Here is a 15113-nt window from a genome sequence, read left to right as displayed (position 1 = left end):
CCCGATACACCAAACCAGACGTTATACGGATGTTTGGCCAAGTCAAAATACGCAAAAAACTGTTCAAGCATCTCGCTTGACGCCTGCTTAACCTTCTTTTTGTTGAGAAATGAGACGTTGAGCAGGTGGTAGATGGTCTGCGTGGGGTACCCGGCGTCTCGGACACCATGAAGCTCTCAGTCAACGCCATAAGGCGGTCTTTCTCTTTTCGATTCGTAGCGACGATACGTTTGATTCCGTCCGCGCATAGTGCAAAATGTTCTCGCTGCGCGAGCCGGGACAATACAAATTCAATTGCTTCGAGCTTCTTGTTTGTATCGCCGGATTCGGAGAACACCCCATGCAGGAAGGCGAGTCGATCGCCGACTAGCGCGCGAGTGACCTCGTCAGTCTTTATGGAGTCATCGAATTCCTTCAGCAGGAACGCTACGTTTGTCTCGGTAGAACTGTGCGGGGCTCGTTTGTGCTGGCGCAACAACGCAAGGATCTGCTGGGCAATCGAGAAACTCGAAGCGGACTGCCGTTTGACCATCAAGCTGCTTGTATGCAGTACTAGCTCTCGCGCTCTTTGGACGAAAAGGAGTAATGCGATGCGCTCTTTGTCCTCACAGTCCCAATAGTTTTTAGCATGTTCGGAGATGCTTTGTTTGCCTTTGGTCGCCATGTCTTTTTTCTTAATTTTCGTTCTGCATTTCCGCAGAGTAGCGCGCGCATTGTCGCACAAATCCTCAGTTTGTCTCGATACAGCGCAGCGGCACCGAATCGAAGGTCCGCTTTCGAGCGATTCATCTGTCCCGTTTGAGTCGGATGCTGTTGAAAAAGTCGCTGCGCGGCGTTTCCAATCCACTGGCGAAAAAATCGACCTCTCAGATCGGCCTACAAACCGCTCGCGAACATCGGTCAAGGGTAAAAGGACCCCTGAAAACCTTGCGAGAGAGAGCCCCCACGACTTTTTCAACAGCATCAGTCGGAAAGCGGACGCTCGACGCGAAGCGGCGAATGTCGCTTGTGGGTCTCGTCAGTTCGAATGGAAAGGGCCCCGCCACTTTGCGGTGTTTTGAGACCCAGATATGTCGGTCAACCGACAACCTACGCTGACACCACGTTCGCTGCCCGCTGTCCGGACTTATCCTGAAGCTGGATCATTCCACAGGCGATCACGTAGATTTCCGGGCCCATCGAAATCGCGTCGTTTGGGCACTCCGGCTCGCATACGTCGCTATTGTGTTAAAACGTCTTGCTGCTCATGGCCCGGCGTGCTGTCCGGACTTTGCGCGCTGCAAAATCTGCAACTCCTGTGCAACTCAGCCGCAACTCAAAAACATGGCTTTCGGGGAATTTTGCACGACCGTGCGGAAGGCTGAAAAGCTATAATGTATTGTTTTTTCTAGGAAAGTTGGTGGCAGCATGGCCCTGATGATTACCGACGAGTGCATCAATTGCGACGTGTGCGAGCCCGAGTGCCCGAACGACGCAATCTCGATGGGCACGGAAATCTACGTAATCGACCCGAAGAAATGCACCGAGTGTGTCGGCCATTTCGACGAGCCGCAGTGCATTCAGGTGTGCCCGGTCGAGTGCATCCCGCGCGACCCGGGCCATCTGGAAACGCCTGATGGCTTGATGGCGAAGTACCACGCGCTGCAGGCTGCCAAGAGCGCGTGAGATTAGATGGGTGAACGAACGGCGAGGCCTTGGCCTCGCCGTTTTTTTCTGAGGCATGACGCTGCCGCTGCGCCGCGTGCTTGCTATCCGACGTAAGCGCTGAAGATGTCGCGCAGCGCGTCCAGCAGAATGTCACATTCGGCGTCGGTGCCGACTGAGATTCGCAGATGCTGGTCGATTCGCGGCGCCTTGAAGTGACGCACGAAAATCTCCTTTTCCCTGAGCCGCAGTGCGAGCGTGGCCGCGTCGTAGCCTTCATGCCGCGCGAACAGCAGATTGGCCGCCGAGGGCACCACTTCGAAGCCAAGCGCAGTCAATTCCGCGGCCAGCCGTTCACGGCTCGCAATCACCTTTGCGCAATTGTCGCGAAACCAGGCATTGTCTTCGTACGCGGCGATGGCGGCCGCTTGCGCGAGGCGGTCGAGCGGATAGGAGTTGAAGCTGTCCTTCACGCGGTTCAGCGCGTCGATCAGCGCAGGGTTGCCGAACGCGAAGCCGACGCGCATGCCGGCCAGCGAGCGCGACTTCGATACCGTCTGAACGACCAGCAGATTCGGATAGCGATCGATCAGCGCAATTGCCGACTCAGCGCCGAAGTCGACATAGGCCTCGTCGATGACGACGACCGATTCGGTATTGCGCGCCACCAGGCGCTCGATCTCTGCGAGCGGCAGAGGACGGCCGGTCGGCGCATTCGGATTCGGGAACAGCACGCCGCCGTTCGGCGTCGCGTAATCGTCGACATGGATCGCGAAGTTGTCGTCGAGCGGGATCGTCCGATAGTCCACTTCGAAGAGGCGCGCGTAGGTCGGATAGAAGCTGTACGTGATGTCCGGGAACAGCAACGGCTTGTCGTGCTTCAGCAGTGCCTGGAACGTGAGCGCCAGCACTTCGTCCGAGCCATTGCCCGCGAACACCTGGTCGGCGTGGATGTCGTGATAGGCGGCAACAGTCTCGCGCAGCTTGAGCGCGGTCGGATCGGGATAGCGCCGCAGCGACTCGCCGGTATCGCCCAGTTCCCGGCGGATCACGTCGAGCACGCGCGGCGACGGCGGATACGGATTCTCGTTGGTGTTCAGCTTCACCGGATGCGCGGCCACAGGCTGCTCGCCCGGCACATACGGCGTCAGACGGTGAACGATGTCACTCCAATAGCGGCTCAAGCGATTCTCCTGTGTCGACCGGAGTTAGCGCTTTAGCGCTTACTCCGGTCCCATGCAAACCGTTGCGGTCGACCGGAGTTAGCGTGTCGACCAGAGTTGGCGCTTTAGCGCTTACTCTGGTCCCATAGCGCTTACTCCGGTCCCATGTGAGATAGTTTCCGTCGATGGCGGTAGCCTTGCAGCAATAAGCCGGCGAGCGGGGCAGCTCAGGGGTTGCGATGCAATTGCATCATCGCGCGCTCCAGTTCGCCGCTGATGATTTTCGGCATCACGGCGAGCGCGCGCTCGACCGATGCGTCGATCATTTCCTGCTCTTCGCGCCGTGGCGGCTTCAGCACGTAATTGGCGACATCCGGCTTGGCGCCGGCGCGCGCGCTTTCGGGAATCAGATCGCGCGGATGGCCGATGCCGATCCGCAACCGCCAATACTGCTGCGACGACAGATGCGCGGTGATGTCCTTCAAGCCGTTATGACCGCCGCTGCCGCCGCCAAGCTTCAGTTTGACGCTGCCTGGCGGCATGTCGAGTTCGTCGTGCGCGACCAGAATCTCGTCGGGGAGGATCTTGAAGAATTGCGCCAACGCCACGACCGATTGCCCGGAGCGGTTCATGTACGTTTGCGGTTCCAGCAGATGCACTTCCTCGCCGTGCAGCCGCGCTTTCGCGTAGAAACCGTGGAAGCGCCGCTCGTCGCGCAGCGTGGTGCCCGCCTCTCGCGCCAGTTGATCGACCAGCCAGAAGCCGGCATTGTGGCGCGTCGCGGTGTATTCGGCGCCCGGATTGCCGAGCCCGACGATCAGCTTGATCATGATTGCGTAGGTCCATCTGGCCTGCGAGTCGAACTCGGCCGGGCCGAAAAAAACCGAAAAAAAACCCGCCGGGGCGAACCTCGGCGGGTCACATCGACCGTTTCATTGAAAACGGATCGAGAGGATTGCTTGGCTAGAACCCGAAAGGTCCTTAAGCAGCCGGCGTTTCGCCTTCAGCAGCAGCGGCGTCGCCTTCGGCGATTGCGCCAGCCGGAATCGTTGCAGCTGCGACCACCGGGTTTTCTGCTTCGGCGTGAGCAACCAGCGACACACCTGCCGGCAGCTTGATGTCTTTAGCGTGAACCGATTGACCCGCTTCGATCGTCGCCAGGTCGACTTCGATGAATTCCGGCAGTGCCGACGGCAGGCACTCGATTTCCAGTTCATTGACGACGTGCGAGATCACCGCGCTCGACAGCTTCACTGCCGGGTTGGATTCCTGGTTCATGAAGTGCAGCGGCACCTTGGTGTGCAGCTTCTTCGTCGCGTCGACACGTTGGAAGTCCACGTGCAGCACGAGCTGACGGAACGGGTGGTATTGCACGTCGCGCAGCAGAACCTGTTGCGACTTGCCGGCCACTTCCAGATCGAGAATCGACGAGTGGAAAACTTCTTTCTTCAGCGCGTGCCACAGCGCGTTGTGGTCCAGTTCGACCAATTGCGTTTCAGCACCAGCGCCATATACGATGCCCGGGGTCTTGCCCGAGTTACGCAGGCGGCGGCTCGCACCCGTACCTTGCAAAGAACGCTCGAAAGCGACTACTTTCATGTTGAATCTCCAATGCACTGCCCGCGACCAGGCAGTAAAAACGGGGCCTCCAAGCCGTTACGGCTGAGGCCCCAGAGCTGCGGCACGAACCTTCGTTCGTTCATGCCGATTGTGCAAGAGCGCAGCATGCCGCATGAAGCGATACGCCGCGCCTTCGCAAATCTTAACTTTCAGCAAACAGCGACATCACCGAATCGCCGCGGCGGATGCGCGAGAACGTTTCGGCAAGCAGGCCGGCGCTGGTCAACGAACGGATCTTTGCGCACGAGCGGGCTTCTTCGCCGAGCGGGATCGTGTCCGTGACAACGAGTTCGTCGAGTGCGGAAGCGGCGATACGCTCGCCCGCGCCGCCCGAGAGAACCGGGTGGGTAGCGTAAGCGAACACCTGCTTCGCACCGCGTTCCTTCAAAACTTGTGCTGCCTTGCAGAGCGTGCCGGCGGTGTCGACCATGTCGTCCATGATCACGCAGGTACGGCCTTCGACTTCACCGATGATGTTCATCACTTCGGCGACGTTCGCCTTCGGGCGACGCTTGTCGATGATCGCGAGATCGCAATTGAGCTGCTTCGCCAAGGCCCGGGCCCGCACCACGCCGCCGACGTCCGGCGATACGACCAGCAGGTTCTCGTAGTTCTGCTTGCGCAGATCGCCGAGCAGCACGGGCGTTGCGTAAATGTTGTCGACCGGGATGTCGAAGAAGCCTTGAATCTGGTCGGCGTGCAGATCCATCGTAATGATCCGCTCGACGCCGGCGATTTCCAGCATGTTCGCCACGATCTTCGCCGAGATGGCGACGCGCGCGGAACGCGGGCGCCGATCTTGACGGGCATAACCGAAGTAGGGGATGGCGGCGGTGATCCGGCCAGCGGATGCGCGCTTGAGCGCATCGACCATGATCATCAGTTCCATCAGGTTGTCGTTCGCCGGTGCGCACGTGGATTGCAGAACGAAGACGTCCTTGCCACGCACGTTTTCCTGAATCTCGACCTGGATTTCACCGTCCGAGAAACGGCTAACCATTGCTTTGCCGAGGGGAATACCGAGGATTTTGACGACTTCCTGCGCAAGCGCGGGATTCGCGTTGCCAGTAAAAACCATCAGGCCGTCATGGCTGCTCATCATGCACCTGCTTCTGGGGGGCGAGGGGAAATGCGAGAATTTTTGGCAGGGGAGAAAGGATTCGAACCTTTGCATGCCGGAATCAAAATCCGGTGCCTTAACCAACTTGGCGACTCCCCTACACTAACTCTGAGCTCCGCCGACCGTGGAGTTTCGTTCGGCGATGCAAAACTTATGACGCGAGAGTAAAGAGTGGATGCTGATCCAGACCGGCGGCCACTGCGCTGTTCCATTCGCCTGGCAGTTTGGCTTGCGCCGCTTCTGCTTCAGCTTTGCTACGGAACGCTGCAAAGACACTTGCACCTGATCCAGACATCCGCGCCGGCGCGATGTTTTCAAACCATCGCAGCACTTGCGCTACTTCCGTGTGCTTTCCTACGACAACCTGCTGCATGTCATTCCGGCCAAAACTTTCCGGCCATTCAGTGTTGCAGCTAAGTTCTGCAGGAAAGTCCGTAATTATGAGGGGACTTGAATCTCTTGTCAACGCTTTTTCGGAAAAAATCGCTGCAGTTGGAACCTGCACCCTCGGTGTCACCACTAGGAAGTGGCGCGGCGGCAATTGTACAACGTCTAAAGATTCTCCGACACCCTGTGCGAACGCATTTTTTCCGAAAACAAAAAACGGCACGTCCGCGCCGAGTTTCAATGCCAGCGCCTGTAATTCCACGCGCGGCAAGTCGAGCTTCCACAAGCGGTTCAAGGCCAGCAGCGTCGTCGCCGCATCGGAACTGCCGCCGCCGAGGCCGCCGCCCATCGGCAGACGCTTCTCTATTTCAATCTCGACGCCTTCGCGCGAGCCCGTATGCGTCTTGAGCAGCGTCGCGGCGCGGACGGTGAGATCGTGTTCCTGCGGTACGTCGGCGATTTCGGTGCTGCGAGTGATGAGTCCGTCGTCACGTCGCTTGAAGTGCAGCGTGTCGCCCCAGTCGAGCAACTGGAAGACCGTTTGCAGCGTGTGATAACCATCCGGCCGGCGGCCGGTGATATGCAGGAAGAGGTTGAGTTTCGCTGGCGCGAGGCAATCGCGCAGCGAATCGGTTGTTTCAATCATGAGTCGAGGCTACATGCGCCAAAGCGGCGCCAAAGAAGCGGCAAAGAGGCATCAAGCGACGCGGGTCACTGATCCAGCACGAGCTTGATATCGAGCGGCGGCTCCGAACGGCTGAGGTTGACGCGCTTCACCCCGGTGGCGGGTGCGTCGGCATAGGCAACGTAGTCGATCGTCCAGCCGTCCTGCGTGATCTGCTTCAGACGCGACGGTTGCTCCGGATCCTTCTCAGTCCGGGCACGCGACGTAGGGGCCGGCGACGGCTGCAGCCAGTAACGCAGCCCTTCGACCGGCAACGCGAAACCGAGCGCATTCTGCATCAGCGTGGAGACGTTGTCCGCGGTGAGCGGCTGACGGTTCGGCAACTCGAGCGTGGCCGAAGCCGGCGACGAAGTCACGATAGCCAGCGTCTGGCCGAGCGGGTTGCGCAATTGCAGGGTCACGGTGTCGCCCGTTTCCTGCCATGAGAAGTTACCGTACGCGTTGCGCGGCTGGCCGTTCTGATCGTTGTACTGGACCGCGAAGCGGCCCTGGTAAGAACGGCTCGTCTGCGCGGTGACCGCAGTCGCGGCATTCGACGTGGACGGCCCCTGCGGTTTCACCGACGCACAGCCGGCCAGTGAGACAACCGCTGCCGCTGCGAAGCCGAGCGCCGCGCCGCGCGGCGCCCGGGGAAAGGAAATCAAACGGGAAAGACGCATCAAAGATCGTTTACCTGAAGACGTTGCAGCGTTTTGACGAGTGTGTCGTTGTCCGGCTCCCGCTTGCGCGCGTCGCGGAACGCGGCGCGAGCCTGATCGTGGTCGCCGCTCTTCCACAGCACTTCACCGAGGTGCGCGCCGATTTCGGCGTTAGGCTGAAGGTCGTAGGCCTTGCGCAGCAGCCTGATCGCGTCCGACGTATCGCCCATCCGGTATTTGACCCAGCCGACGCTGTCCATGATGAACGCGTCGTTCGGCGCCAAAGACGACGCCTTCTCAACCAGCTTGTCCGCTTCCGACAGGCGCTGATTGCGATCGGCCAGCGAATAACCGAGCGCGTTGTATGCCTGCGGATTGTCGGGCTGCGTCTGGATCAGCTTGCGCAACTGAGCTTCCATCACGTCGAAATGACCGTTCTTCTCGGCGGCCATTGCGTAGTCGTAGGTGAGGTCCGGGTCGTCGGGGAAGGCCGCGGTGGCTTGTTGCAGACGTGCTTCCGCTTCCGGGTAGCGCTTCGCGTCGAACAGGATCGCGGCGTCGGTGCGGGCGAGCAACGCCAGGTCGCGCGGATCGGACGCCTGCAGGTTAGCCAGCAGCTTGCGCGCGTCATCGGTCTTGCCTTGTTTCGCGAGCAATTGCGCGCGCGTGATCTGCGCCGGCATGTATTGCTGGCTCGTCGGCGCAATCTTGTTCAGCCAGTCGCTCGCGGCTGCTTCGTTCTTCTGTTCGAGCGACAGCTGCGCAAGGTAGATGTACGCCTGGCCCGCATCGGCGCCCGGCGTTTTTTCGGCCAGCTGCGCATACTGGATCAGATACGCTTGCGCGTCGTTGAAATTCTTCTGCTGGATCTTGATCAGCGCGAGCGCCATGAGCGGCGTCAGGTCGTTCGCATTGGCCTTGCGCATGATCTCGAACTGCTTCTGCGCGTCGTCCAGTCGATCGCTCGCGAGGTACATCTGAGCGAGCGCGAGACGCGCGTCATGCGATTTCGGGTTCTGCCGCACGTAATTTTCGAGCGATGCGATACCTTCCTTGCGCTCTTCGGGACCCATCTGCGATAGCAGCAGCGCGGCAGGCAGATAGTCCGGCTTGAGCGTCAGCGCCTGTTCGAGCGACTTGCGTGCGCCCGGCGCGTCGTCCGACAGCAACTGCTGGCGCGCGATGGCCAGCTGAGCTTCCGGCCGGTTCAAATCGTTCTTGAGCAGATCCTGCAGCACGTGCAAGCCGCCGATCCGGTTCGGGCCGCGCGACAGCAGCAACTGCAACGCGAGAATCGCGCTACCGCGATTCTCCGCCGGCACTTTCGCGAGTTCGCGGGCGAGAATCGGGCCGGCGTCGTCGGGTTTGCCGGACAACACGAGTAGCGACGCGTCGATTTGCGCGGCGCGCTCCGAGTCCGGCGCATACTGCTGCCACAACTGTGCGGCGGCCAACGCGTCCGACGGGCTTTGCGCGGCCAGTGCGATTTCGGTCGCGCGCTGCGCCATGCGCGGGTCGTGCGTGTCGCGCGCGAGGGCGAGGTAGGTCTGATAGGCGGGCGCCGGCTGGTCGCGTTGCAGCGCGACTTCGGCGGCCAGCACCTGGAATACGATCTGGCTCGACAACGGCACGCTGGGCAGCGCCTTCTGGTCTTGCGCCGATGCCGGACCCAGCGGATCAGACAGCGTGACCGAGCTGTCATCCGAATCCGGTGACGGGTCCTGCGCGTGCGCGGGCATGACGGCCAGCGCCCAGACGGCGAGCACGGCTGCGCCGAGCATCCTGCGAGCGGACACGGTGTGCGGCACGCGGGACGCGCGCGCCGGGCGCTTCGAAAACAGCTTCACGAAGGACAAGTTCATGGAAATCCGTTCAATGTTTCGGACGATTGTAACGCGCTCGCTACAATACGCGCACAACCACTCACGCAAGTTGCAGACCAGTTAGAAATGCCAGAGCTGCCAGAAGTTGAGGTTACCCGACGGGGAATCGAACCGTATGTGTCCGGCCGCAAGGTCGAGCGCGTCGAGGTGCGCACGCCCGCGCTGCGCTGGCCGATTCCGGCCGACCTTGCGAAAACCTTGCGCGGCCACGTGGTGCGCAAAGTCGAGCGGCGCGGCAAGTATCTGCTGTTCGAAATCGACGCAGGCTGGTTCATCGTGCATCTTGGCATGAGTGGGACGCTGCGGGTGCTGCGGCACCTGCCGCATCCGCCGGCCGCGGCGAAACACGACCACATCGACTGGATCTTCGACGAGTTCATTCTGCGCTATCGCGATCCGCGGCGCTTCGGCGCGGTGCTTTGGCATCCGCGCGAAGCCGGCGACATCCTCGAGCATCCGCTGCTCGTGGGGCTGGGCGTCGAGCCGTTCTCGCCCGCGTTCTCCGGCGTGCTGATGCATCGGCTCACGCGCGGGCGCAAGGTGTCGGTGAAGCAGGCGCTGCTGGCCGGTGAAATCGTCGTTGGCGTTGGCAATATCTATGCGTCGGAGAGTCTGTTTCGCGCTGGCATCCGGCCGACCACCGCGGCGGGCCGCGTCTCGCTGGTGCGCTACGAACTGCTGGCGGACGCCGTGCGCGTGACGCTCGCCGCCGCGATCGAGAAGGGCGGCAGCACGCTGCGCGATTTCGTCGGCAGCGACGGCGAAAGCGGCTACTTCCAGCTCGACTATTTCGTCTATGATCGCGCGGGCCTGCCCTGCCGCGTGTGTGGAACGCCGATCAAACAGATCGTGCAGGGGCAGCGTTCCACCTATTTCTGTCCCACCTGCCAGCGCTAGAACTTCAATGCCTTCTCGTTTAACACCGGGTGCCGCTTCGCCCACTGCGTCCGCGGCAGCCGCGTTTCCCGCGATGCCGGATTTTTCCGCGCGCCTGATCGCATGGCAACGCCGGCACGGGCGTCATGATCTGCCGTGGCAGAACACGCGCGATCCGTACCGCATCTGGCTGTCGGAGATCATGCTGCAGCAGACCCAGGTGTCGACGGTGATTCCGTACTACGCGAAATTTCTTGCTCGTTTTCCGGATGTCGCCGCGCTCGCCGCCGCGCCTGCGGACGACGTGATGGCGTTGTGGGCCGGCCTCGGTTACTACACGCGCGCACGCAATCTGCACCGCTGCGCGCAAGTCGTGGTCGGGCAGCATGGCGGCGCGTTTCCGGCGTCGGTCGAGCAGCTCGCGGAGTTGCCCGGCATTGGCCGCTCGACGGCGGCGGCCATTGCTTCGTTCGCCTTCGGCGCGCGCGCGACGATTCTCGACGGCAACGTGAAGCGCGTGCTCGCGCGCGTATTCGGCGTCGAAGGTTTTCAGGGCGAGAAAAAGGTCGAAAACGCGATGTGGACGCTGGCGGAGTCGCTGCTGCCGTCGAATGCATCGGATGACGACGTCAGTTCGTACACGCAAGGTTTGATGGACTTCGGCGCGACCCTCTGCGTACGCGGCAAGCCGGACTGTCTGCGTTGCCCGTTCGCCGCCGACTGCGTGGCCAATGTCACTGGACGTCAGCGCGAATTGCCGGCGGCGCGTCCGAAGAAAACCGTGCCGACGCGCCGCACGTGGATGCTGGTACTGCGCGACGGCAATGCGGTGATGCTGGAGAAGCGCCCGCCGTCAGGCATCTGGGGCGGCTTGTGGAGCCTGCCCGAAGCCGCCGATGAAGCCGCGCTCGCCGAACGCGCACGCACCTTTGGCAGCCACGGCGCGGTTTCGCCGCTCGCGCCGCTCACACATGTGTTCACGCATTTCAAGCTGGATATCGAGCCGCGGCTCGCCGAACTGGATCGGGGCGTGGGGGCATTGGCCGCGCTGGGCGATGCGGACACCGCGTGGGTCGCCCTCGGCGATCTCGATTCGTTCGGGGTACCCGCGCCGGTGCGCAAACTGTTGGACGGTTTGCAGGGTTCGTTGATCTAACGAAGAAAGCCGACTGGTCCGCTACATGCACAGCCGCACTTATAACAGTTGATGCTGCTGCATGTAGTGATGAACCACATCGATCCGCGCGCCTGCGTCCCGCAGCTCCATCAGTTTCTGACGCGCCCGCAATGCGATCGGCAGCACTTCCGCAAGACGGTTCGACACCCATGACGGATCGTCGAGCCTGAACGGCTCGGCGAACGGCAAGCTGTCCGGGTCGCGTTCGCGGATCGTCGCGATAATCCGTTCGAGCACTTCCGCACATGCGCCGAATTTGGCCAGCAGCTCATTGCCTTCGAGCGGCATGTCGTCGCCGATCGGCTCCGCCATGCCGACCAGCAGACCGCTGCTTTCCACGCGATGCGACAGCAGGCGAAACCGCCGTGTGCCGCGTGCGCGAATCAGCAGCATGCCGAAGGCTTCGACGTCGCATTCTTCGATTTCGGCGAGACAGCCAACTGCTTCGGGCACCGAAGGCTCTTCTTCGCGCGCCACTTCCGCGCCGCTTTTCAGCATGCACACGCCGAACGGCGTTTTTTCTCGCAAACAGTCGCGAGCCATGTCGAGGTAGCGCGCTTCGAAGATTTTCAGCGGCAGCCGTCCATCTGGAAACAGCACCGTATGCATCGGAAACAGCGGCACATCGGCGAGCACAGTAGAAGTAGTAGACATGGGGCGCAACGCTTCGGGTTAAGGCCGCGCGATGCGGCCGGTTAAGCCACTAGCTTTGATGATTCGCCGACATCGACCGGCGCATCGCGATGCCGCACAATCACATTCGCCGACGCTGCGAGACGCGCGGCAAGCGTCTCCGCAATGAACACCGAGCGGTGCTGGCCGCCCGTGCAACCGATCGCGACGGTCAGATAACTGCGATTGTCGTCGCGGAAATGCGGCAGCCACTTGGAGAGAAACTTCTCGATATCGTCGATCATTTCATGCACGACCGGCAGCGCGTCGAGAAAATCCATCACCGGTTTGTCGAGGCCGGTGAGCGGCCTCAATTCATGATCGTAATACGGGTTCGGCAGCGTGCGTACGTCGAAAACGAAATCCGCGTCGAGCGGCACGCCGCGCTTGAAGCCGAACGACTCGAACATCAGCACGAGCCCCGCCTCTTTCTGCTCGATGAAGCGTTTGACCCATGCGCGCAGCACGTTTGCGCGCAGATTGCTGGTATCGATCTGATGGCCGAACTCGGCGAGGCCCGCCACGAGTTCGCGCTCGCGCTCGATGGCTTCCGCGAGCGAGGTGAGCAGGCCCACGTCCGCGTCGTGCGCGGGGGAGCCGGAGAGTGGATGGCGGCGGCGCGTTTCGGAGAAGCGCTGGATCAGCGACTGCGTGCTGGCGCTCAGAAATAGCACGCGTACGTCGTGAGCGCGCGACAAATCGCGGATCATCGCGGGCATTTCGTCGAGGGACGCGCTCGAACGCGCGTCGATCGCGACTGCGAGGCGATCTTGTCCGTCGTCGGCGAGGTAGGCGGCGAGTTGCGGCAGAAAGCGCGGCGGCAGATTGTCGACGCAGTAATAGCCCGCGTCTTCGAGCGCGTTCAGGGCAACTGACTTGCCGGAGCCGGATATACCAGTGATCAGGATTATGCGCATGGAGTCGTCGAAACCGTACATTTCATCATAACATCTGGTCCCCATGCGCGTCCCGCGGCCAGCCCTCGGCGGCGGGTGCCGCATGGTTTTGCTGCTTCAGATCAGCTTGCCGGGAAACTGGTTGTCGGGGTCTTGCATCGCGAGGCGCTGGCGGTCCATGAAGTCGCGCAGCGTGTCGATGCCGCGCAGTTGCAGGATCGTGTTGCGCACCGCCGCTTCGACCAGAACCGCGAGGTTGCGGCCCGCGGCCACCTGAATCGTGACCTTGCTGATCGGCAAGCCGAGCACGTCGACGGTTTGACTCTCCAGCGGTAGCCGCTGGAATTCGCCGTCGGGACGGCGCACCAGTTGCACGATCAGTTTCAGCTTCATTTTCCGGCGTACCGCCGTTTCACCGAAGATCGTCTTGATGTCGAGCAGGCCGAGGCCGCGTACTTCGAGCAGGTTTTGCAGTAGCGGCGGGCAGCGCCCTTCGACGAAATCCGGACCGAGGCGCACGAAGTCCACTGCGTCGTCGGCCACGAGACCGTGGCCGCGGCTGATGAGTTCCAGCCCGAGTTCGCTCTTGCCGAGGCCCGAGTCGCCGGTGAGCAGCACGCCCATGCCGAGGATGTCGAGAAACACGCCGTGCAGCGTGGCGCGCGGCGCGAGAATGCGCGACATGTACAGACGCAGGCTGTCGATCACCGCGGCGGCGGACATCGGCGTAGTGAACAGCGGCGTGGATGAGCGCGTGCAGCGCAGCACCAGTTCCGGCGGCGCGGCCACGCCGCCCGCCACCACCAGAAACGGCGGCTCGAGTGCGATCAGCTCGGCCATGTGGCGCGAGCGGTCTTCGTCGGTCTGGCGTTTGTAGTAGTCGATTTCGGCGTCGCCGAGCACTTGGATCCGGTTCGGGTGGATCAGGTTCAAGTGGCCGACGAGGTCGGCGCTCGACGTGGCATTCGCGACTGACTCCGAAGAAAAGCCGCGTTCCCAGCCTTCATGCCCCGTCAGCCAGCTGAGTTTCAGCGCGGCGGCGTTGTCGTCGAAAATGCTTTGGGCGTTGATGCTGGACGTATCCATGAGTCAGTGACTCCAGTGTGGGCCGCTTGCCTGGCAAGGACGCAGGCGCGCTAACGCGGGCCGCGCGCGTTGCCGGGCGGTATTCGCATGCGGGCGGATAACCGCCGATGCATCAAGGTTGCCACTGAGTGAGCAGGCGATGCAACGATTCGCGGTCTTCTTCCGTGTGGAGGCGCTCGCGTGCCTCGCGGTCGGACAGCAACTGGGCGATTTCCGAAAGGATTTCGAGGTGCTGCTGGGTGGCCTGTTCGGGGACGAGCAGGAAGATCAGCAGGGAGACCGGCTGGCCGTCGGGCGACTCGAAGGGGATGGGTTCGGCAAGGCGGACGAACGCGGCGAGCGGCTGCTTCAGGCCTTTGATCCGACCGTGCGGAATCGCGACGCCTTCGCCAAGCCCCGTCGATCCGAGGCGCTCGCGCGCAAACAGATTGTCAGTGACTGTGCTACGGGCGATGCCGTTCTGGTTCTCGAAGATCAGGCCCGCTTGTTCGAACACACGCTTCTTGCTGGTGACCGATAGTCCGACGACGACGTTCTCGAGGGGAAGAAATTTGGCTAAACGATTCATGTTGACAGGCGAAAACGTGGCCTGGGTTCTCCTCGCTAGGGCGTTTGAGTGGCGTTCCATTCGTTCGATGCTCGCGAAGACGTGCGTTGGAGTCTGAGAGCGCAGACTCCGACCGGCCGATTTCCGTGTGAGCTAGCTTGACCCTGATGGTAACCGGAACATTATAGAACAGGGTAGCTGCTGATGGTGCGGCGCGCCATCCATGCGCGATGGGTTTTTAACGATTTGGTCCACAAGCTGCGCCAACGTGGGAAAAACGCGTCCAGAACGAAAAACCGCCCGATTCCGGGCGGTTTCACCAACCTAAGAGTAATGAGGAAAACCCTCTAATTTCCCTTATTGCGGCGGCACGTCCAGTTGCGGCGCCGGTTGGTACTTGATCGCATCGTGCTGATGGCCTTGTAGCCGATCCTTGTGGCGTATCACTTGCCGGTCGAGCTTGTCGATCATCAGATCGATCGCAGCGTAAAGGTCGCTGTCACAGCTCTCGACAAAGATATCTTTGCCCTTCAGATGCAGGTTGATTTCAACCTTTTGACGCTTGTCCTTTTCCTTGTGGTTGTCGACCGAGAGGACCACACTGCCGTCGATTACCTGATCGAAATGTCTTAGCACCCTATCCAGTTTGGTGATCACGTATTCGCGCAACGCAGGCGTTACTTCGAGGTGGTGTCCACTGATCTGCAGATTCATAGTGC

The 15113-nt window shown here is 61.3% G+C and carries 16 protein-coding genes, 1 tRNA gene and 1 pseudogene; 3 read left to right on the top strand and 15 right to left on the bottom strand.

Translation table 11 applies throughout. The features are described from left to right. On the bottom strand, window positions 1–664 hold a 664-nt coding region (locus PQR02_RS24260), incomplete at its 3' end, for a hypothetical protein (protein WP_408236969.1). A 491-nt stretch (window positions 665–1155) separates the two neighbouring features. After that, window positions 1156–1224, bottom strand: a pseudogene (locus PQR02_RS24255) (YfhL family 4Fe-4S dicluster ferredoxin); the annotation flags it as partial. Between the two features lie 183 nt (window positions 1225–1407). Between PQR02_RS24255 and PQR02_RS24250 the strand changes: the two are divergent. Next, complete coding sequence (locus PQR02_RS24250; protein ID WP_408236966.1) at window positions 1408–1665, top strand: YfhL family 4Fe-4S dicluster ferredoxin; 258 nt, start codon at window positions 1408–1410, stop codon at window positions 1663–1665. A gap of 83 nt (window positions 1666–1748) precedes the next feature. Here the strand turns inward: PQR02_RS24250 and hisC are convergent, their stop codons facing one another. The 8 genes from hisC to PQR02_RS24210 form a co-directional block, all read right to left on the bottom strand. After that, a complete protein-coding gene (gene hisC / locus PQR02_RS24245; RefSeq protein ID WP_408236963.1) occupies window positions 1749–2828 on the bottom strand; it encodes a histidinol-phosphate transaminase in 1080 nt (359 codons plus the stop codon). A gap of 206 nt (window positions 2829–3034) precedes the next feature. Then, on the bottom strand, window positions 3035–3637 hold the full coding sequence (pth, locus tag PQR02_RS24240; RefSeq protein ID WP_408236960.1) for an aminoacyl-tRNA hydrolase: 603 nt from the start codon (window positions 3635–3637) through the stop codon (window positions 3035–3037). A gap of 151 nt (window positions 3638–3788) precedes the next feature. Next, entirely contained in the window at window positions 3789–4406 is a 618-nt protein-coding gene (locus PQR02_RS24235; protein ID WP_408236957.1) for a 50S ribosomal protein L25/general stress protein Ctc, read from the bottom strand. A 163-nt stretch (window positions 4407–4569) separates the two neighbouring features. After that, complete coding sequence (locus PQR02_RS24230; protein ID WP_006048037.1) at window positions 4570–5526, bottom strand: ribose-phosphate pyrophosphokinase; 957 nt, start codon at window positions 5524–5526, stop codon at window positions 4570–4572. 43 nt (window positions 5527–5569) lie between these two features. Next, window positions 5570–5646 (bottom strand) — tRNA-Gln (locus PQR02_RS24225). A 52-nt stretch (window positions 5647–5698) separates the two neighbouring features. Continuing rightward, window positions 5699–6580, bottom strand: a complete 882-nt coding sequence (gene ispE, locus PQR02_RS24220; RefSeq protein WP_408236954.1) for a 4-(cytidine 5'-diphospho)-2-C-methyl-D-erythritol kinase — start codon at window positions 6578–6580, stop codon at window positions 5699–5701. Window positions 6581–6645: 65 nt separating this feature from the next. Then, a complete protein-coding gene (lolB, locus tag PQR02_RS24215; protein WP_408236951.1) occupies window positions 6646–7278 on the bottom strand; it encodes a lipoprotein insertase outer membrane protein LolB in 633 nt (210 codons plus the stop codon). After that, window positions 7278–9119, bottom strand: a complete 1842-nt coding sequence (locus PQR02_RS24210; RefSeq protein ID WP_408236948.1) for a tetratricopeptide repeat protein — start codon at window positions 9117–9119, stop codon at window positions 7278–7280. Before PQR02_RS24210 ends, lolB begins: the two co-directional genes overlap by 1 nt. A gap of 87 nt (window positions 9120–9206) precedes the next feature. Between PQR02_RS24210 and mutM the strand changes: the two genes are divergently transcribed. Together mutM and mutY are read left to right on the top strand one after the other, a co-directional pair. Then, window positions 9207–10037: a bifunctional DNA-formamidopyrimidine glycosylase/DNA-(apurinic or apyrimidinic site) lyase gene (gene mutM / locus PQR02_RS24205; protein ID WP_408236945.1), complete on the top strand. Its 831-nt coding sequence runs from the start codon at window positions 9207–9209 to the stop codon at window positions 10035–10037. 7 nt (window positions 10038–10044) lie between these two features. Then, window positions 10045–11172 (top strand): A/G-specific adenine glycosylase, encoded by a 1128-nt coding sequence (gene mutY, locus PQR02_RS24200; RefSeq protein WP_408236942.1) that lies wholly within the window; start codon window positions 10045–10047, stop codon window positions 11170–11172. 39 nt (window positions 11173–11211) lie between these two features. On the opposite strand, the gene PQR02_RS24195 is transcribed toward mutY, so the two are convergent. From PQR02_RS24195 to hpf, 5 genes are all read right to left on the bottom strand, one after another. Then, complete coding sequence (locus PQR02_RS24195) at window positions 11212–11847, bottom strand: LON peptidase substrate-binding domain-containing protein (RefSeq protein WP_408236939.1); 636 nt, start codon at window positions 11845–11847, stop codon at window positions 11212–11214. Window positions 11848–11888: 41 nt separating this feature from the next. After that, window positions 11889–12782 carry an RNase adapter RapZ gene (gene rapZ / locus PQR02_RS24190; RefSeq protein WP_408236936.1) on the bottom strand — a complete coding sequence of 298 codons (894 nt, stop codon included), beginning with the start codon at window positions 12780–12782 and terminating at the stop codon, window positions 11889–11891. A 96-nt stretch (window positions 12783–12878) separates the two neighbouring features. Beyond that, a complete protein-coding gene (gene hprK, locus PQR02_RS24185) occupies window positions 12879–13847 on the bottom strand; it encodes an HPr(Ser) kinase/phosphatase (protein ID WP_408236933.1) in 969 nt (322 codons plus the stop codon). 112 nt (window positions 13848–13959) lie between these two features. Beyond that, a complete protein-coding gene (locus tag PQR02_RS24180) occupies window positions 13960–14475 on the bottom strand; it encodes a PTS sugar transporter subunit IIA (RefSeq protein WP_149668480.1) in 516 nt (171 codons plus the stop codon). Window positions 14476–14751: 276 nt separating this feature from the next. Beyond that, window positions 14752–15108, bottom strand: coding sequence for a ribosome hibernation-promoting factor, HPF/YfiA family (gene hpf, locus PQR02_RS24175; RefSeq protein ID WP_042328814.1), 357 nt, complete (start codon window positions 15106–15108; stop codon window positions 14752–14754). Window positions 15109–15113: the final 5 nt, after the last annotated feature.

This window comes from Paraburkholderia sediminicola (assembly GCF_046026895.1).
Taxonomy (GTDB): Bacteria; Pseudomonadota; Gammaproteobacteria; order Burkholderiales; family Burkholderiaceae; genus Paraburkholderia; species Paraburkholderia sediminicola_C.
The sequence above is the reverse complement of the archived record's forward strand: the minus strand, read 5'-3'. Positions and strand labels throughout refer to the sequence as shown.